Below are 18494 nucleotides of genomic sequence, written 5' to 3' on the forward strand. Positions count from 1 at the left end.
ATCCGGTCAAATGCGCGAGAGTCCTGCCGTGCCGCCCGCATTGACCGCGAATGAGGTTGCCGCGGCTCCGATTGACGACGTCCTGCGCCGGCTGGACAGCTCGGCCGTCGGCCTGTCCGGGGCCGAGGCCGCGGCCCGGCTGCTGCGGTACGGCCCCAACGTGGTGCGCATCCATCGCGTCCGTGCGCTGGCGATCCTGGCCCGGCAATTGCGCAATGCGGTGCTCATCCTGCTGGCGGTCACCGCGGCCGTGTCGTACTTTCTCGGCGACAGCACGCAGGCCTTGATCATCGGCGTGATCCTGCTGGCCAGTACCGGGCTGAGTTTCTTCAACGAATACCGTGCCGAGAACGCCGCTGCGCGACTGCACGCCGGGGTACACCACAGCGCCCTGGTCCGCCGTGACGGTGAATACGTCACCGTCGACGTCACCGCGTTGGTGCAAGGTGACGTGATCCGGCTCTCGCTGGGCGAGGCCGTCCCGGCCGATGTCCGGCTGATCGAGGTCAGCGGCCTGGAATGTGACGAGGGCATCCTGACGGGAGAATCGACGGGCGAGGAGAAGTCGCCGCAGCCGGTTCCGGCCGGTACCGCGTTGGCCGACCTGACCGACCTGGCCTTCATGGGCACCATCGTGAGCGCCGGCGAGGCCACCGCGGTGGTGTACGCCACCGGCCGCGACGCCGAATTCGGGCGCATCGCAGCGGGTTTGGACACCCGACAGCCCGAGACGGAGTTCCAGGTCGGATTGCGCCGGTTCTCCTATCTGCTGCTGCAGGTCGCGATAGCGCTGATGGTGGTCATCCTGGCCAGCAATCTCCTGCTGCATAAGCCGGTGATCGACTCGGTGCTCTTCTCGCTGGCCATCGCGGTGGGTATCACCCCGCAGCTGCTGCCCGCGGTGGTCAGCACCAGCCTGGCGACCGGGTCGAGGCAGCTGGCCAAGGCGAAGGTGCTGGTGAAGCGGCTGGTCTGCATCGAGGACCTGGGTGACATCGACATCCTGATCACCGACAAGACCGGGACGCTGACCGAGGGGCGGATCCGGCTGGTCGAGACGATCGACGCGGCCGGCGCACCCGCCGATGCGGTGTTGCGGCTGGGGCTGCTGGCCACCGACGTCGACCCGGAATCCGGCGGGGCCAGCGCGAACGCCCTCGATGCCGCGCTGTGGGACTCGCCGCAGTCGTCGCGGCTGGTCGCCGGCGTGCGCCGTATCGCGATGTCGCCCTTCGACCATGAGCGCCGGGCAACCTCCGCTCTGGTCGACGGCCTCGACGGCAACCGCCTGCTCATCGTCAAGGGCGCTCCCGAGCAGGTGCTGAGCCGCTGCCCGGAAACGCCTCAGGTGGCGCAGGAAACTCTGGCGACGCTGTTCGCAGCCGGGCGCCGCGTGGTGGCGGTGGCGACCCGGCCCGCCGACGACCTGACAGCGATCACCGCCGACGACGAGCACGGGCTGACGCTGGCGGGATTTCTGGTGTTCGCCGACGAACCCAAGGCTGCCGCGCGCCAGTCCCTGGCCGCCCTGGCCGGCCTCGGCATCGAACTGAAGATCGCCACTGGCGACAACCCGCGGGTCGCCGAAAAAGTCTGCAAGGATTTGGGTCTGGCATCCAAGGGCACCGTCACGGGCGCCGAGCTGGAAGCGCTGGACAACGATGACGAATTCGCCGACGCGGCGCGCCGGCACACCATCTTCGCCCGCATCTCGCCCGAGCAGAAGGCCCGGTTGATCGCCGCACTGCGGCGCAGCGGACGCTCGGTGGGCTTCCTCGGGGACGGCGTCAACGACGCGCTGGCTCTGCATGCCGCCGACGTCGGTATCTCCGTGGACAGCGCCACCGACGTCGCGAAGGATGCCGCCGACGTGCTGCTGCTGGAAAAGGACCTGGGGGTGCTGGCCACCGGGGTGGCGGAGGGACGGCGGATCTTCGCCAACACCATCAAGTACGTGCTGATGGGCACCTCGAGCAACTTCGGCAACATGTTCAGCGCGGCCGCGGCGTCGGCGCTGCTGCCGTTCCTGCCGATGCTGCCCAGCCAGATTTTGCTCAACAACCTGCTCTACGACAGCTCCCAGCTGCCGATTGCCACCGACCGGGTGGACGAAGAGCAACTGCACGCACCCTCGCACTGGAATGTCGCGTTCATCCGCCGGTTCATGATGATTTTCGGCCCGATCAGTTCGCTGTTCGATTTCATGACCTTCGGGTTGATGCTGGGCGTGCTCGACGCCGGCGCTGTCGAGTTCCGCACCGGCTGGTTCGTGGAATCGCTTGCGACGCAGACGCTCATCATCTTCGCGATCCGCACCCGCAAGGTCCCTTTCTTCCGCAGCAGACCGAGTGGGCTGCTGACGGCGACCAGCCTGACGGTGGTGGCCGTCGGGGTCGGTCTGACGGTGTCTCCGCTGGCCTCCCAGCTGGGCTTCACCACGTTGCCGTGGCAGTTCTTCGCCGTGCTCGGTGGCTTCGTGGTGGTGTACCTGATTCTCGTGGAACTGGCCAAGGCGATGTTCTACGCCGAACCGATGCGTCTTGCCGATCAACCGCATCGCACCCGGGGACGGGCCCACCGGATCCGGCGACGCGCGGCGCGTTTCCACCACCACCGGGTCTAGCGAATTTCCCCGCATGCACCCGTCCCGGTCGATAGTCTGCTCGCGATGGAGCCTGCACTGATCGGCGTTCGGGACGCCCTGGGGCCGGTGCGGGTGCGCCTGCACGGCGGTCCGGTGCTGGCCGAACTCGTCGGCCGATTCGGTGCCCGGGCCGGTGCGAAGGTGCGATCCGGCGAAGTGGTGGATGCCGACGGCGGGGTTGTCGACGAGGCCACCGTATTGCCCGCGGGTGCCAGCGTGTATCTCTACCGGGATCTGCCCGACGAGGTGCCGGTGCCCTTCGACGTCCCGGTGCTGCATGGCGACGACGACATCGTGGTGATCGACAAGCCGCACTTTCTGGCCACCATGCCGCGGGGGCGCCACGTTGCGCAGACCGCGCTGGTGCGGTTGCGGTGCAGCCTCGGCCTCCCCGAGTTGAGTCCGGCGCACCGGCTGGACCGGCTGACCGCGGGTGTGTTGCTGTTCACCACCCGGCGGGAGTTGCGGGGCAGGTATCAAACACTTTTCGCGCGCGGGCTGGTGCGCAAGACGTACCTGGCGCGGGCTGCAGTCGACCCCGCGCTGGCGCTGCCGCGGGTGCTGCGCAACCGCATCGTGAAGCGCCGCGGCAACCTGCAGGCGGTCATCGAACCCGGCGAGCCCAATGCCGAGACACTGATCGAACTCCTGTCTCCCGACGGCCTCTACCGGTTGACACCGCGGACCGGCCGTACCCACCAACTCCGGCTGCAGATGGCCGAGCTGGGCGTGCCGATACACGGAGACCCGTTGTATCCCAGGGTGTTACACACCGAAGACGACGACTTCAGCACGCCGCTGCAGTTGTTGGCCCACCGTATCGAGTTCGATGACCCGCTCACCGGGTCCCGTCGCGAGTTCGTCAGCCGCCGAGAGGAAATCTGGTTATGAGTGAAGACAACGCGCTCGTCATCGTTGCCGGGTATCAGGACATCGACACCGCGCGCAGCGACTTCGAGAACCTGACCGGACGCGCCAATGCCAAGACGCTGCCGCTGCAGGGCGCGGTGCTGGTAGGCAAGGACGCCGAGGGCAATGGGGTGTTGCTGGACACCGGCAACAAGCTCGGCCGCCGCGGCGCCGCGTGGGGCGCGGGCGCGGGCCTGGCCGTCGGCCTGTTCTCGCCGGCACTGCTGGCCACCGCCGCTTTCGGTGCCGCGGCCGGCGCGCTGGCCGGCACCTTCGCCCACCACCGGATCACCAGCGGACTGGGCGACAAGATCGGAGAGGCCCTGTCGGCGGGCAGCGCCCTGATCATCGCCGTGACGCCGGCGCAGGGCCGGCTCCCGGTGGAACAGACGATGGCCGGATCGCCGATGAAATCGGTTGCGGAGCTGAGTCGTTCGACGCTGCGGTCACTGGGTTCGGCGCTGGAAGAGGCGATGGGCAAGTTCAACCCCGACCGCACCAAACTGCCCATACCGCAACGCAACTTCGGCGGCACCATCGGGCGCACCGTCGCCGAGTCGGTCGGTGACTGGACCATCGTCCCAGGGGCCATGCCGCCGGACAACGCACCCAACGTGCTGATCGTGCTGATCGATGACGCGGGATTCGGTGGTCCGGACACCTTCGGCGGCGGCATCAGCACCCCGGCGCTGTCCCGGGTGGCCGAAAACGGGTTGGCGTATAACCGCTTTCATGTCACGGCGGTGTGCTCGCCGACCCGTGCGGCGCTGTTGACCGGGCGCAATCACCACCGGGTGGGTTTCGGGTCGGTCTGCGAGTTTCCCGGCCCCTACCCCGGCTATGCCACCGTCAAACCCCGCAGTTGCGCCGCGCTGTCCCGGATCCTGCGCGACAACGGTTATGTGACAGGCGCTTTCGGCAAATGGCATCTGACTCCCGACAACGTGCAGGGTGCGGCCGGCCCGTTCGACAACTGGCCGCTGGGTTGGGGATTCGACCACTTCTGGGGTTTCCCGAGCGGGGCCGCCGGCCAGTACGACCCGATCATCACCCAGGACAACACGGTCATCGGCATACCGGATGCGCCCTCAGGCGACCGGCCGTACTTCTTCCCCGACGACCTCACCGACAAGGCCGTCGAGTGGTTGCACACCGTGCGTGCCCAGAACGCCACCAAGCCCTGGATGATGTACTACGCGACCGGCGCCACCCACGCGCCGCACCACGTGTTCAAGGAATGGGCGGACAAGTACCATGGTAAGTTCGACGAGGGCTGGGATGTCTACCGGCAGAAGACGTTCGAGCGCCAGAAACAATTGGGTATCATCCCGCCCGATGCCGAGCTGACCGAGCGGCCGGACCTCTTCCCGGCCTGGGACAGTCTCACCGACAGTCAGCGCAAGCTGTACGCACGGCAGATGGAGGTGTTCGCCGGGTTCTCGGAGAACGCGGACTACAACGTCGGCCGGCTGCTCGATGCCATCGACGAGCTCGGCGAGGCCGACAACACGCTGGTGATCTACATCTGGGGCGACAACGGCGCCAGCATGGAAGGCACTAACACCGGCTCCTTCAACGAGATGACGTTCCTCAACGGCCTGGATCTCGACGCCGACCAGCAGTTGGCGCTGATCGAGCAGTACGGCGGGATCGAGGCGCTCGGCGACGAGTTCACCGCGCCGCACTTCGCCTCGGGTTGGGCGCACGCCAACAACACCCCGTTCCAGTGGGGCAAGCAGATGGCCAGCCACCTCGGTGGCACCCGCGACCCGATGGTGATCGCCTGGCCGAGCCGCATCCGGCCGGACGGCAAGCTGCGCTGTCAGTTCACGCACTGCATCGACATCGCCCCAACGGTGTTGGAGGCCATCGGTTTACCGGTGCCGACGAGCGTCGACGGGGTCGAGCAGGAGCCGATGGACGGCACGAGTTTCCTGCAGAGCTTCCACGATGCGGCGGCTGCGGAGCACCGAACGGTCCAGTACTTCGAGATGTTCGGCAGCCGCGCCATTTACAAGGACGGATGGTGGGCATCGGCCCGGCTGGACCGGGCGCCGTGGGATCTTTCGCCGGAAACCATGCAGCGGTTCGCGCCCGGCACCTATGACCCCGACCAGGATGTCTGGGAGCTGTACTACCTGCCCGACGATTTCTCGCAGGCCAACAACCTCGTCGCCCAACATCCCGACAAGCTCGCCGAGCTGCAGGAGCTGTGGTGGCAGGAAGCCGAGCGCAACCGGGTGTTGCCGCTGCTGGGTGGGCTCGCGGTGATGTTCGGTGATCTGCCGCCGCTGCCCACCACCACCCGGTTCGCGTTCAAAGGTGACGTCCAGAACATCCAGCGCGGCATGGTGCCGCGCATCTACGGCCGTTCCTATGCGATCGAGGCGCGGCTGACGGTGCCCGAGGACGCGGAGGGCGTGATCGTCGCCAACGCCGACTTCATGGGCGGGTTCGCGCTGTGGGTGGACGGTGAGCGCCGGCTGCACCACACCTACTCGTTCCTGGGCGTCGAGACCTACCGGCAGGTGTCCACCGAACCGATCCCGACCGGGGAGGTCACCGTCCGGATGCTGTTCGACTCGGCTCAGCCCGTCGTCGGCTCGGGTGGCCGCGTCACGTTGTGGGCCGGCGACCGTCAGATCGGCGAAGGTGAACTGCCGCAAACGGTCAGCTTGTCGTTCACGTCATACGCCGGCCTCGACGTCGGCCGCGACAACGGGCTCGTCGTCGACCGCGACTACGAGGACAAGGCGCCGTATGCGTTCAAGGGCACCGTCAAGGAGGTCGTCTTCGACCTCATGCCGGTCTCACCCGAGAACGAGATGGCGCTGCACGAACACGCCTCGGTGCAAGCCGTGGGGCGCGGCGCCGCCGGTTAGCCCTGAGGACCCAGCAGGTCGGTCAGGCCGTTCTCGATCCCGGTGTCGATCTGCTCGTTCATCGTGCCGCGAGGCTGGAACGAGGCACTGCCGTCGCAGCTGCAGTTCAGGACACTGAACGGGCTGGGTTCGGCGACGACTGGACTGGCGGTGGCTATCGCGGTAGTCACGACGACCAAACCGACCAACACTTTCCTGATCACTCATCACTCCCCGGTGATATGCGTATCGAAAGTCTAGGTGTTGCGGCGCCGGCGCCTGGTTACGACTCAGTTAACGTTGGCTAGTTCGTCTGGTGATGCCTGGGGCAGTAAGCGGCGATGCTGACACCCACGAAATACCCGGAGTGATAACCGTCCAGGTTGCTGCTACCAGCCACTTCATTAGCGACATCGGCCTTCAGTCGACCAGCGTCGAGTTCGTCGCATACCTTGTGCGCGGCGAGTATCGCGGCCTGCGGTGTCCCGAAATTGATGCCGTGCGATTGAAGCGCGTTGAGGAATTGGTTATCGACACCGTCGGCGTGGGCGGTCGGCAAGACCGTCGCTGTCACCAGCGTGAGCGCCGCTGCCGGCACGAGAGCGCGTGAGAGTAAGCGGCACAGCGCCATCACTGGGACCTCCCCGCGGACAAGTGCGACGTAACACGATGCTTACATCGCGATCATTGCACGTTACGAAGGGAGATGGGTGCCATCCCCTCGATCCGTGACGGTGAACGGGTGAGTTTTCCAGACCGTGAACCGGTCGCGAACTGGAGCTGAAATCGTCGAATCGGCATGGTGCCGGCCCGCTTCAGAACAAATCTCGGTGCTCCGAACTTGTTAGTGTTCCGCATGACTACGCGTCGGTATCCGTCGAGGAATTGAATTGGACCTCAATCGATTCGGCGCCGGGCTGACGGTGTTGGCCATCGGTGCGGGAATGGTGTCGGCGTGTGCCGGTGACACCGGCGTCAGAGCCTGCGGCGGCCACCCGACGCTCAAAGCCAGTGGCTCCACTGCCCAGGAGAATGCGATCACCCGCTTTGCCAAGGCTTTCGAGCAGGCGTGCCCGGGGCATTCGTTGAACTACACCGCCAATGGCTCCGGCGCCGGGATCAGCGAATTTCTGGGCGGCCAAACCGATTTCGCCGGCTCGGATTCACCGTTGAGCAAAGACGAGTATGGCAGGGCACAGCAGCGGTGCGGGTCGCCGGTCTGGAACCTGCCGGTGGTGTTCGGCCCGATCGCCATCGCCTACCACCTACGCGGCGTCCCGTCGTTGAACCTGGACGGACCGACCGCGGCCAAGGTCTTCAACGGCGCCATCACCACCTGGAACGATCCGGCGATCGCTGCGCTGAACGCGGGCGTCGCACTGCCGGCGGAGCCGATCCGGGTGGTATTCCGCAGCGATCAGTCCGGCACGTCGGAGAACTTCCAGAGGTATCTGGACACGGCCGGTAACGATGCGTGGGGCAGGGGCGCCGCCAAGGAATTCCATGGCGGCGTGGGGGAGGGCGCGGCGGGCAGCGACGGCGTCGCCGCGGCCGTGGCGAGCGCCGACGGGTCGGTCACTTACGTGGAATGGTCGTTCGCCCTGGCCCGGCAGCTGAGCGTGGCCAAGGTCGTCACTTCGGCCGGTCCGGATCCGGTCGGCATCGACACCACCTCGGTAGGCAAGACGATCTCGTCCGCCTGGTTCATCAGGCAGGGCAACGACCTTGCCTTCGACACGATTTCGTTCTACCGGCCCAATCAGGCCGGCGCCTACCCGATCGTGCTGGCGACCTACGAGATCGTCTGCTCGAAGTACCCCGACGCCCAGGTCGGTGCGGCTGTGAAGGCGTTCCTGGAAAGTGCCACCGGCGCCGGTCAGAGCGGCCTGGCCGACAACGGATACGCGCCGGTGCCCGAGGAGTTCCGGCCGCGCCTGGCGGCGGCCGTCGGCGCCGTCTCGTGACCGACGACGAGGCCTGACGCGCAATGTTCCTGGGTATTTCCTCTCCAAGACAACGCAATGTTTCGCAAAAATTTACCTGACTTGACATTGTGTATGGCATGGATTTCATCGGACTGCCGCCCGAGGTCACCTCGGCGCTGATCCACTCGGGGCCCGGAGGGGAACCGCTGCTCGATGCCTCGTATGCGTGGCAACGGCTCGGTTACGACTTGGAGGAGTCGATTCGCGCCTATTCCCCGGTGCTCGGGGCGGTGGCCGAGGCCTGGAACGGCCCGGCGTCCGCGGCCATGATCGAGGCGGTCGGCACCTACCTCACCTGGCTGGGCGGTACCGCACAGCAGTGTCTGGCACTGGGGTCCGCGGCGCAGGCCGCCGCGGGTGCGTTCGGGGTCGTGCAGTCCGCGGTCGTGCATCCTTCGGTAGTGGCTGCCAACCGTGCCCAGTTGGCGCGGTTGCTCGCGACCAACGGGCTGGGCAAGAATGTCACGGCGATCGCCGAAACCGAGGCGCAGTACGAACGCATGTGGGTCAGCAACGCCTCGGCCATGTATCGCTACCAGGCGGCCTCGGCGCAGGCCCTGCAGCTGCCGATGTTCACCTCCCCGCCGTCGATCACCACGCCGGAGGGGCCGGCGGCTCAGGCCGAGGCGGTGCAGACGGCGACTGCCCAGGCGACGTCGAGCAACGTGTCGTCGGTGCTCGCCAATGCCGCCGCGGCAGTCGCCCCGGCGGACGCCGTGCCGCCGCCGGTGTCTCCGGTCGACACGCTGCTGCAGGCGATCGGTGTCACCTTCGACCCCAACCAGGGGTGGTTCGGCCTGGCCAACACCTACGCCAATCAGTTCGTGTCGTCCGGATTCCCGATCAACATGCTCAGCTACCTGGCGCAGAACACCTCGGCTCAGGCGCTGCAGTCGGTCGCCCCCGACATCGCCGCAGGCCTCTCGGAGGGCGAGTCGGCCATCGGATCACTCACGAGCGCGACCACGGCGCTGGGTTCGGCCGAACCGGCGGCCGCGATGGGCGTCGCCGTTTCGATGGGAAGCCTGTCCGCGCCGCCGGCCGCCACCGCGGTGCTGACCGGCGCGCACATGCCGGTGCAGCTCGCGTCGGCGGCGTCGCCGCTGCCCGCCGGGGATGCCGGTTCCGACTTCCCGATGCTGCCGCCGCTGATGGCGCCGCCCATCACACCCTCGGCGGGAAGCGGCTGGAAGAAGCGCAAGGAGCCGAAGTACGAGGACCTCGCGATGGGCCTGGAGCTCAAGGGCACCTTCATGACCCGCCCCCCCTCAGCGGGGTGAGCAAAGTCGGTACGTTTGACGGCATGCCCTGGGCGCGACTGCTCCTGCTGGCCGTTCTGCTCGCCTGCCTGGTCGGGTGCGGTGAGCGGCAGGTTGCGGCGGCCCGCGCGCGGGATCAGGCGGGAATCTTCCCCTACGGCGGACTGAACCGGACCTATCTGGTGCACGTGCCGCCCGGTCCGCCGGTCGGGCTGGTGCTCAACCTGCACGGCGGCGGCGGCACCGGCGCGGGGCAGCGCGGCCTGACCGATTTCGACTCCGTCGCCGATGCCAACGGCCTGCTGGTGGTCTACCCCGACGGCTACGACAAGAGCTGGGGCGACGGCCGGGGCGCGGCGCCGGCCGACCGCAAACGTCTCGACGACGTCGGCTTCCTGGTCTCACTGGTCACCAAGCTGCGCGATGACTTCAAGGTCCCCACGGGACATGTCTTCGCCACCGGCATGTCCAACGGCGGGTTCATGTCCAATCGCCTGGCCTGCGAGCGTGCCGATGTGTTCGCGGCGATCGCGCCGATCTCCGGCACGCTGGGCGTCGGCGTGGCGTGCAACCCGTCTCGGCCGGTGTCGGTGCTGGACGCGCACGGCACCGGAGATCCGGTGGTTCCCTACAACGGCGGCGACGTCCGCGGCCGCGGCGGGCTGAGCCACGCCATCTCGGTCAACAGCCTGCTCGACCGGTGGCGGGCCGTCGACCGCTGCCAGGGTCCGCCGACAATCGAGGATCTGCCTCCGGTCAACGACGGGACCGTGGTGCGCCGGTACGACTCGGAAGGGTGCGCGGACGGCACCGAAGTCGTCCTGTACCAGATCGAGAAGGGCGGGCACACGTGGCCGGGCGGCAAGCAGTACCTGCCGAAGACGGTCATCGGGGCCACCACCCGGGTGTTCGACGGCTCCCAGGTCATCGCCGAGTTCTTCCTGACGCACGGCCGCGACTGAGCGCAGCCTCACCGTTGGCAGGACGGGCACCAGTACTGCACCCGTTCGGCGTCACCGTCGTAGGCGATGGGTGTGCCACACCGCCGGCACGGTTGCCCCGCCCGCCCGTACACCCAGACCTGCCGACCGGCCCGGGTGTCGCCGGTGGTGGTGCGGTTGCGGCGAGAGCGGTTGGCCCACAACATCTCCCGCGCTCGCGAGACCAGCCGTAGCGGATCGGCGATGGCGCGCACCGGCGCGGTCGGCAGATGCCCGCTGATGAAACACAACTCGTTGCTGTAGACATTGCCGACCCCGGCCATGACGCGCTGGTCCAGCAACGCGGCGGCGATGGCGCGATCCGGCTGCGCCATCAGGTTGGCGGCGGCGAGCTGAGGGTCCCAGTCCGGGCCGAGCAGATCCGGCCCCAGATGCGCGACGACGACGCCGTCGTGCTCGCGCTCGAGTATCTCGAGCACACCTAGATCGATTCCGACGGCACGAATATCACCGGCTTCCAGGATGATTCGTGCCCGGTGATCCACCCGCTGACGGCCGATCCGCCAGCTGCCGTCCATCTTCAGGTGGGAATGGATGCTGGCCGGGCCAACTCTGATGAACAGGTGCTTGCCCCTGCTGAGGACCTCGTCCACCACCTGCCCGGTGAGGTCCACGGTGGCGAACTTGGGCACCCGGACGTCGCAGCGGGTGAGGGTGCGACCGACGAGGTGCTCGCGCAGGTTCGCGGCGGTATGCCAAACGGTGTCGCCTTCGGGCATGGTTACCTCAGCCGCAACCCGCGCGGCGTCCGGGAGAAACCGGCCTCGACCAGCGCGTCGAGCGCGACCGCGGCCGGCCCGTCGGGCGTCAGCACCGACACCCCGTTGGCCCGCTCGACCAGCAGGGACGCCACCCGCCGGGCCGAAACGAGTTCGGCCAGCGCCACGGCCGCAGCGCGGTTGGCATCCGGGTCGTCGGTGAATGTGAGCAGCGACCGTCCGCCGCGTTCGGAGAACCAGCACAGCTCGCCGTCCACCAGGACCACCAGCGCCCCGGCCTTGCGGCCCGGCCGCGCCGACCCCTCGGCCTGCGAACTGGGCCAGGGCAGCGCCGCGCCGTAAGGGTTGGCCGGGTCGGTCGCCGCCAGGACGACGGCGCGGTAGTCCGGGCGTTGCGGGTCGATGCCGTCGAGATAGCTGCGCAACCGGTCAACCGTCGAGGCGACGGCGAACTGCGCACCGCCCAGGGACTCGACGAAGTAGCCGCGCTGGCAGCGCCCGGCATCTTCGAAACCGCTGAGCACCTTGTACAGCGTGGCGAATCCGCCAGGTACGCCCTCGGCGGCCACCGCGCCCTTGGTCAGCACCCCGTGCCGGTTCAACAGCAGCTCGGCCTGGAAATGTGCCCGCAGCGTGGAGTCCGGCTCCGGCGCGGGCAACGCCGACCACCGCCCGGCCACCGTCGGCTCGGCGGAGCGGACCTGCGCGTGCGCGACGCTGTAGCGGCTCAGCCGCGGCGCCCGCTGGCTGCGGTGCGCGGGCGCCGAGCGTTTACGCGGGCCCGTGCTGCCACCCAGCAGCGCGCGCACCGGTGCGAACGTGTCGCCGGTGACCCAACCGGCCCAGACGAGCTCCCAGAGTGCCGCCTTCAACTCGGCCTCGGAGCCGCCGGCCCCGGCAAGCTGACGGAAGAAGTACGCGCCGCCACCGGACAGCGCGTCCAGGATGCCCCGGTGCACGTCGGTGAACTCGATCTCGGCGGCCGGTGCCAGGGTCAGCGGCAGGGAGTCGGCCCCCGAAGCCGTGACGTGCAGCGCGACCCAGCCGTCGCTGCCCGAGATCGACCCCGCGCCCGACCAGGTGACCTCGCCGGTGGCGAGCAACTCGTCGAGCATGGCCGGGGAGTAGTCGCGCACGCGCGGTGCCAGCACCAGCGGCTCCAGCGCCGACGCGGGTATCCGCACCCCGGCCAGCTGGTCTATCACGGCCGCCAGCCGGTCCACCCCGGTTTCGGAGGTCCCCACCTGATGCCAGGCCGGCAGGAAACGCCCGTAGGCGGCGGTGCTGACCGGCTCGACCTGGGCGCGCAGCGCGGCCAGCGAACGGCGCCGCAGAATCCGCAGCACGTCGGCGTCGCACCACTGCTCGGATCCCGCGCCACCGGTGGGCGCGGCGACGAACTCCCCGCGCACCAGCCGGCCGTCGGCGGCCAGGCGGCCCAGCACGTCGGCGGTCACCCGCAATCCCAGGCCGAAGCGGCCGGCCGCTTCGGCGGTAGTGAACGGGGTGTGGGTGCGCGCGTAACGGCCGAGCAGCTCGCCCAGCGGGTCGGCCACCGATTCGGTGAACGCTGCCGGCAGTCCCACCGGAACCGCCGCCCCGACCCCGTCGCGCAGCCTGCCAATGTCCTCGACGGCAACCCACCAGCTGCGCCCGGCGAACGACACCGTCAGCGCCCGGCGGGCTGCGCGCAGACCTTCCAGCCAGCCTCCGACGTCCGCGGCGCTCGCCCGCGCTGCCACTTCCTCCTCGGTCAGCGGGCCCAGTAGCCGGAGCAGGTCGGCGACGCCCTCGGCATCCCGCGCGGCCCGATCGGAGGAGAGGTGCTGCAGCTGGCGCCCGGTGCCGGCGATGACGTCGGGGTCGAGCAGCTCGCGCAGTTCGACGCGGCCGAGCAGTTCGGCCAACAGGGAGCTGTCCAGCGACAGGGCCGCCGCCCGCCGCTCGGCCAGCGGCACGTCGCCCTCATACATGAACGCGCCGACGTAGCCGAACAGCAGCGACGCGGCGAACGGGGACGGACGGGGCGTCTCGACCTCGACCACCCGCACCTTGCGCTGGCCGATCTGCGCCATCAGGTTGGTCAAAGTCGGCACGTCGTAGACGTCCTGCAGACATTCGCGGATGGTCTCGAGCACGATCGGGAAATCGGGATACTTGCGCGCGACCGCCAACAGCTGCGCGGCGCGTTGTCGCTGCTGCCACAACGGCGAACGGCGTCCGGGATGGCGTCGGGGCAGCAGCAGGGCGCGGGCGGCCGACTCCCGGAACCGCGAGGCGAACAGCGCGGATTCGCCTACTTCCGCGGTGACGATCGGGTCGATCTCGTCGGGGTCGAACACGAACAGCTCGGCTCCGGGCGGGCTATCGCCGTCGGTGGAAAAGCCGGTATCGGGCAGCCGCACCACGATGCCGTCGTCGGATGCGGTCGGCTTCTCGTCGAGGCCGTAGCGGTCCCGCAGCCGCCGGCCGACCGCCAGAGCGAGCGGGCCGTGCACCTGCAGCCCGTAGGGCGAGTGCAGGACGACCCGCCAGTCGCCCAGCTCGTCCCGGAACCGCTCCACCAGCAACGTCATATCGGTGGGGACCACCTGGGTCGCGGTCCGTTGCTCGTCCAGCAGCCGCCACAGGTTGTCCCGCGCGTACTCGTCGAAACCCCAACCCGCACAGCGCTTGTCGAATTCGTCGCGGGTGAGGGCGGCCAGCTCGCCGGTGAGCGCGCCGAGCGCGGCGCCGAGCTCGGCGGGGCGGCCCGCGTCGTCGCCGCGCCAGAACGGCAACCGCGCGGGCTGCCCGGGCGCGGGCACGACCAGCACCCGGTCGTGGGTGATCTCCACGATGCGCCAACTGGTGGCACCCAGCGAGATGACGTCGCCGGGCCGCGACTCATAGACCATCTCTTCATCGAGTTCGCCTACCCGCGAAGGCTTTTCGGAATCGGTGGCGAGGTAGACGGTGAACAGCCCACGGTCGGGAATGGCGCCGCCGGAGGTGACGGCCAGCCGTTGGGCGCCGGGCCGGGCGGTGAGCGTGCCGCTATCGCGGTCGTACACCAGCCGCGGCCGCAGCTCGGCGAAGTCGGTCGACGGGTACTTGCCGGACAGCAGGTCCAGCGTCGCCTCGAACACACTGCGCGGCAACGTCGCGAACGGCGCGCTGCGCCGCACGGTGTCGAACCAGCGGTCGGCATCCAGGGGCTCCAGCGCGGCCGCGGCCACGGTGTGCTGGGCCAGGATGTCGAGCGGGTTGGCCGGCACCCGCATGGTCTCGATCTGCCCGGTGAGCATCCGCTGCACGCTCACCGCACAGCCGATCAGGTCGGTGCGGTGCTTCGGGAACAACACACCGCGCGACACCTCACCGACCTGGTGGCCGGCGCGCCCGATCCGCTGCAGGCCGCTGGCCACCGACGGCGGTGCCTCCACCTGGATCACCAGATCGACCGCGCCCATGTCGATGCCCAACTCGAGGCTCGAGGTCGCGACGACCGCTTTGAGCTGCCCGCTTTTGAGGTCCTCCTCGACGATCGCGCGCTGTTCCTTGCTGACCGATCCGTGGTGCGCGCGGGCCAACAACGTGGGCGCGCCGAAGCTCTGTCCGCTGCCCATCACGTAGGCCGGGGCGCCGCCGGCCACCTGTGTGTTGCCTCCCGTCGGCAGCTCGACTCCGGCGCGCTCAGCGTGAATCTCGTTGAGCCGCGCGGTAAGTCGCTCGGCCAGCCGCCGGGAGTTGGCGAACACGATGGTCGAGTTGTGGGATTCGATCAGGTCGACCAGGCGCGCCTCGACATCGGGCCAGATGGAGTTGTTGGCCAGGTTGGCCATGTCGGGCACCGGCACCTGCACCGACAGCTCGACCGTCTTGGCCGACGGCGGCGCCACGATGGTGGTGGGGGACTGCCCGGACAGGAACCGGGCCAGCTCCTCCGGGGGGCGCACGGTGGCCGACAGTCCGATGCGCTGGGCTCCCCGCCCCTCGCGCAGTTCGTCGAGCCTTTCCAGCGAGAGCGCAAGATGCGCGCCTCGCTTGGTGGCCGCGATGGCGTGGATTTCGTCGACGATGACCGTCTGTACGCCGGCCAGGGTCTCGCGGGCCGCTGAGGTCAGCATCAGGAACAGCGACTCGGGGGTGGTGATCAGCACGTCGGGCGGTGAGTTGATGAGCTGGCGGCGCAGCGCCGGCGGAGTGTCTCCGGACCGGACTCCCACGCCGATCTCGGGCGCGGGCAGGCTGCGGGCCTGCGCGAGTCGGGTCAGCCCGGCCAGGGGAGTGCGCAGGTTGCGTTCGACGTCCACCGCGAGCGCTTTGAGCGGCGACACATACAGCACCCGGGTGCCGCGCGGCCGATCCGGCGCAGCCGCCAGGCTATCGAGTGCCCACAGGAAGGCGGCCAGCGTCTTGCCCGAGCCGGTCGGGGCGATGACGAGCGTGTTGTCGCCGTTGGCGATCGCCGTCCACGCTTGCGCCTGCGCGGTGGTGGGCGCGGCGAAGGTGCTGGCGAACCAGTCACGGGTGATCGCGCTGAATCGCGTCAGACCCGGCGCCGGCGAAAAACTGCTCACCTTGCCATGGTGCCAAGGGGCACCGACAAGTGACTAAACCTGCGGCTTGAAGCGTGCGGTCGCCATCGCCTCGGCCAGTTGCGGCGGGATGTCTTTGACGCGGGCGATCGCGTCCAGCAGCGTGTGCGCGCAGGCGTCGGCGAGCCGGTCGGCTTCCAGCGTCTGATCCATGATCCGCTGCCGGCAGGTTTCGAAGGTGAACGCCAGCCAGCCGTTCAGGATGACCCGCAGGTCGCGTTCGACCTCGGCCTCCAGCGCCGCCTGTCCGGGTATGCCACCCACCACTTCCGCGATGCGGGTCATGATGTGTTGCATCTGGCGGTTCTTGGCCTCGTCGTCGATGCCGAGCAGGACCGGGTCGGAGCGGCCGAGTCCCACGTATGCCGCCCAGGCGGCCTCCGGATTCTGTTCGTGGTAGGCCATGTAGGCCAGCACGCCCATCCGGATCTCCTCGAACATCGTCATGCCCGGGGAAGGCTGGGTGTTGGTCGCCGCGTAGAGCCGGTCCGCTTCGTCCTTGACCACCGCGGCGAAGAACGCCCGCTTGTCAGGGAAGTAGTGATACATGAGCGCACGCGAAACACCGGCGCGCTCGGCAATCTCGTCGATCCGCACCTCGTCGTAGGGTCGCTTACCGAAGACTTCCGCCCCCAGAGCGAGCAGTTCGGCGCGTCGATCCTCGGGGGATAACCGCCTCCTGGCTGTCGCCATAAGGACAGATATTACTCACGGTGGATATGAAGACCGCCACGGCGGATGGGTCCGCCGGATTTCGTTCGTCTTCCGGCGCAGGTCGGGGCTGTGAAATGAGCCCGACGCGGACTCCTGCCGGTTTGCCTGGGGGGCACGCGGGGTATTGGACGAAAACGCGTCGCGGCTAACGAAAACCGGCAGCTGCCGCGAGCGACTCGCGAGATACAGAGGTGCTCCGATGCGAACAGCAGACGAGAGAATACGCGGCGATCGCGCAAATCAGGACGACAGAGAAGTCCACGCCGCCATCCGCTTCGCCGCCCTGGCCACTGCCGCCGCGGTGGGTTTCGTGGTGATAGCGGCCCTGTGGGTCAGCACCTGCGGAGGGGTCAGCACGGACACCGTGGCCTGCGGTCCGCCGGAGCGGGGCATCCTCGCGTTCGGTGGTCCGCTGATTCTGCTGATCGCCGGGGTGTGGGCGTTCCTGCGCACCTACCGGGTGTGGCGGGACCAGGGCACCTGGTGGGGCTGGCACGGCGCGGGGTGGTTCCTGCTGACCCTGATGCTGGTGACGTTGTCGATGAGCGCGCCGCACATCGCCGGCCCGGCCTTGGCGCTGGCTCTCTGAGGTCTGCGCCGTCGCAAACTTGCCACGTCTGCGCCCTCCCAATCCCGTTCCAGTAGTTCTACCGTTGGTTGTAGAGCCCGTTGAACAGGCTCTTCGGAATGGAATGAGGAGGAGTCATGGGGGACACATTTCGTGACCCCGTCGACCACTTGCGGACGACGCGGCCACTTGCCGGCGAATCGTTGATCGACGTCCTGCACTGGCCGGGGTACTTCCTGGTGGTGGCCGGGATCATCGGCGGTGTCGGCTCGCTTGCGGCCTTCGCCACCGGACACCACTCGCAGGGCGTGACCTCCGGCATCGCGGCGGCCGTCGTCGCGGTGATCGGCGCTCTATGGCTGGCTGTCGAGCACGCGCGGATCCGCAGGATCGCCGACCGCTGGTACGCCCAGCACCCGGAAGTCCAGCGTCAGAGGCTGGCGAGCTAACGGATTGTCTGCCCGCTCCCGCGAGGCGGCCGGGTCGGGAAGGTCACAGCAGGAAACCAGGTCGGCGGCGTTTTTACCCACCGACAACTGGGTATCAAGTTTGCACCATGATGAGTACCGGCAATTCTGCGTTAGCGTGGTCACCCCATCATGGGGCACAGAATCACGACGACACCGACACATACCCTTATCGCAACCAGGGCCGTGCCGGTTATGCCTGCGTGGCCCGCAACTGGTTAGATACCCGGTGGCGATCATGACCAACCGGCTCGACCCCTTGGTCCACGGCGGGCCGCAATCCGGCGCCCCTGCCGGGACCCCTGCCAGGAGTAGTGTCGGCCGAATATTGCCGGGAGGCCAGATGACCGATGCGGATCAGCGCGCTGACGGGCGCCAACGCGGATACCGCGCCGTCGAATTGAACGTTGCTGCACGCCTGGAGAACCTGGCCATGCTGCGCACGTTGGTCGGTGCCATCGGCACCTTCGAAGACCTGGATTTCGACGCCGTGGCGGACCTGCGGCTGGCGGTCGACGAAGCGTGCACGCGTCTGATCCGTTCGGCCACACCCGGTGCGATCCTGAGCCTGGTGGTCGACCCGCGGGACGACGAGCTCGTGGTCGAGGCCTCCGCGGCCTGTGACACCCACGACGTGGTGGCGCCGGGCAGCTTCAGCTGGCATGTCCTGACCTCCCTGGCCGATGATGTCCAGACTTTCCATGACGGTCGCGAACCCGATGCAGCGGGCAGTGTCTTCGGCATCTCGTTGACCGCGCGACGGGCGGCCCCCAGTAAGTGACTGCCA

Annotated in this window: 14 protein-coding genes; 9 read left to right on the plus strand and 5 right to left on the minus strand. The window is 68.4% G+C overall.

Going from position 1 to position 18494, the window contains the following annotated elements; translation table 11 throughout:
* The first annotated feature begins 10 nt into the window (after window positions 1-10).
* Genes mgtA through AO501_RS19890 form a run of 3 tightly spaced genes read left to right on the plus strand, consistent with a single transcriptional unit; the run spans window position 11 to window position 6435 of the window.
* Entirely contained in the window at window positions 11-2623 is a 2613-nt protein-coding gene (gene mgtA / locus AO501_RS19880) for a magnesium-translocating P-type ATPase (RefSeq protein WP_055579334.1), read from the plus strand.
* A 45-nt stretch (window positions 2624-2668) separates the two neighbouring features.
* Window positions 2669-3535: a pseudouridine synthase gene (locus AO501_RS19885; protein WP_055579335.1), complete on the plus strand. Its 867-nt coding sequence runs from the start codon at window positions 2669-2671 to the stop codon at window positions 3533-3535.
* Window positions 3532-6435 (plus strand): arylsulfatase, encoded by a 2904-nt coding sequence (locus AO501_RS19890; RefSeq protein ID WP_055579336.1) that lies wholly within the window; start codon window positions 3532-3534, stop codon window positions 6433-6435. The genes AO501_RS19885 and AO501_RS19890 overlap by 4 nt, the downstream gene beginning before the upstream one ends.
* Here AO501_RS19890 and AO501_RS19895 read toward each other — a convergent pair.
* Window positions 6432-6638, minus strand: a complete 207-nt coding sequence (locus AO501_RS19895; RefSeq protein ID WP_055579337.1) for a hypothetical protein — start codon at window positions 6636-6638, stop codon at window positions 6432-6434. The two genes, AO501_RS19890 and AO501_RS19895, sit on opposite strands and share 4 nt — an antisense overlap.
* 80 nt (window positions 6639-6718) lie before the next feature.
* On the minus strand, window positions 6719-7045 hold the full coding sequence (locus tag AO501_RS19900; protein WP_055579338.1) for a DUF732 domain-containing protein: 327 nt from the start codon (window positions 7043-7045) through the stop codon (window positions 6719-6721).
* A gap of 259 nt (window positions 7046-7304) precedes the next feature.
* Between AO501_RS19900 and pstS the strand changes: the two genes are divergently transcribed.
* The 3 genes from pstS to AO501_RS19915 all read left to right on the plus strand — a co-directional run bounded on the left by pstS (window position 7305) and on the right by AO501_RS19915 (window position 10620).
* Entirely contained in the window at window positions 7305-8378 is a 1074-nt protein-coding gene (gene pstS / locus AO501_RS19905) for a phosphate ABC transporter substrate-binding protein PstS (RefSeq protein WP_055579339.1), read from the plus strand.
* A 98-nt stretch (window positions 8379-8476) separates the two neighbouring features.
* On the plus strand, window positions 8477-9679 hold the full coding sequence (locus AO501_RS19910) for a PPE family protein (RefSeq protein WP_055579340.1): 1203 nt from the start codon (window positions 8477-8479) through the stop codon (window positions 9677-9679).
* Between the two features lie 23 nt (window positions 9680-9702).
* Window positions 9703-10620, plus strand: a complete 918-nt coding sequence (locus AO501_RS19915; protein WP_055579357.1) for an alpha/beta hydrolase family esterase — start codon at window positions 9703-9705, stop codon at window positions 10618-10620.
* Window positions 10621-10628: 8 nt separating this feature from the next.
* Here AO501_RS19915 and nei2 read toward each other — a convergent pair whose 3' ends face one another.
* The 3 genes from nei2 to AO501_RS19930 are packed head-to-tail and all read right to left on the minus strand — an operon-like array spanning window position 10629 to window position 16651.
* Window positions 10629-11378: an endonuclease VIII Nei2 gene (gene nei2 / locus AO501_RS19920; RefSeq protein ID WP_055579341.1), complete on the minus strand. Its 750-nt coding sequence runs from the start codon at window positions 11376-11378 to the stop codon at window positions 10629-10631.
* 2 nt (window positions 11379-11380) lie between these two features.
* Window positions 11381-15940 (minus strand): ATP-dependent helicase, encoded by a 4560-nt coding sequence (locus tag AO501_RS19925; RefSeq protein ID WP_055579342.1) that lies wholly within the window; start codon window positions 15938-15940, stop codon window positions 11381-11383.
* A 33-nt stretch (window positions 15941-15973) separates the two neighbouring features.
* The gene (locus AO501_RS19930) at window positions 15974-16651 is read right to left on the minus strand and encodes a TetR/AcrR family transcriptional regulator (RefSeq protein WP_055579343.1); all 678 of its coding nucleotides are present in this window, start codon (window positions 16649-16651) and stop codon (window positions 15974-15976) included.
* A 220-nt stretch (window positions 16652-16871) separates the two neighbouring features.
* On the opposite strand from AO501_RS19930, the gene AO501_RS19935 reads away from it, so the two are divergent.
* The 3 genes from AO501_RS19935 to AO501_RS19945 all read left to right on the plus strand — a co-directional run bounded on the left by AO501_RS19935 (window position 16872) and on the right by AO501_RS19945 (window position 18488).
* A complete protein-coding gene (locus AO501_RS19935; protein WP_055579344.1) occupies window positions 16872-17261 on the plus strand; it encodes a hypothetical protein in 390 nt (129 codons plus the stop codon).
* 116 nt (window positions 17262-17377) lie between these two features.
* Window positions 17378-17689, plus strand: a complete 312-nt coding sequence (usfY, locus tag AO501_RS19940) for a protein UsfY (RefSeq protein WP_055579345.1) — start codon at window positions 17378-17380, stop codon at window positions 17687-17689.
* A gap of 361 nt (window positions 17690-18050) precedes the next feature.
* Window positions 18051-18488 carry an ATP-binding protein gene (locus AO501_RS19945; protein ID WP_055579346.1) on the plus strand — a complete coding sequence of 146 codons (438 nt, stop codon included), beginning with the start codon at window positions 18051-18053 and terminating at the stop codon, window positions 18486-18488.
* The last annotated feature ends 6 nt before the right edge of the window (window positions 18489-18494 follow it).

The sequence above is a fragment of the Mycobacterium gordonae genome, from assembly GCF_001417955.2.
Taxonomy (GTDB): domain Bacteria; phylum Actinomycetota; class Actinomycetes; order Mycobacteriales; family Mycobacteriaceae; genus Mycobacterium; species Mycobacterium gordonae_B.

Coding starts and splice junctions, on each gene's coding strand:
- mgtA (WP_055579334.1), top strand. CDS start 11: ATGCGCGAGAGTCCTGCCGTGCCGCCCGCATTGACCGCGAATGAGGTT.
- AO501_RS19885 (WP_055579335.1), top strand. CDS start 2,669: ATGGAGCCTGCACTGATCGGCGTTCGGGACGCCCTGGGGCCGGTGCGG.
- AO501_RS19890 (WP_055579336.1), top strand. CDS start 3,532: ATGAGTGAAGACAACGCGCTCGTCATCGTTGCCGGGTATCAGGACATC.
- AO501_RS19900 (WP_055579338.1), bottom strand. CDS start 7,045: ATGGCGCTGTGCCGCTTACTCTCACGCGCTCTCGTGCCGGCAGCGGCG.
- AO501_RS19910 (WP_055579340.1), top strand. CDS start 8,477: ATGGATTTCATCGGACTGCCGCCCGAGGTCACCTCGGCGCTGATCCAC.
- AO501_RS19915 (WP_055579357.1), top strand. CDS start 9,703: ATGCCCTGGGCGCGACTGCTCCTGCTGGCCGTTCTGCTCGCCTGCCTG.
- nei2 (WP_055579341.1), bottom strand. CDS start 11,378: ATGCCCGAAGGCGACACCGTTTGGCATACCGCCGCGAACCTGCGCGAG.
- AO501_RS19930 (WP_055579343.1), bottom strand. CDS start 16,651: ATGGCGACAGCCAGGAGGCGGTTATCCCCCGAGGATCGACGCGCCGAA.
- AO501_RS19935 (WP_055579344.1), top strand. CDS start 16,872: ATGCGAACAGCAGACGAGAGAATACGCGGCGATCGCGCAAATCAGGAC.
- usfY (WP_055579345.1), top strand. CDS start 17,378: ATGGGGGACACATTTCGTGACCCCGTCGACCACTTGCGGACGACGCGG.
- AO501_RS19945 (WP_055579346.1), top strand. CDS start 18,051: ATGACCGATGCGGATCAGCGCGCTGACGGGCGCCAACGCGGATACCGC.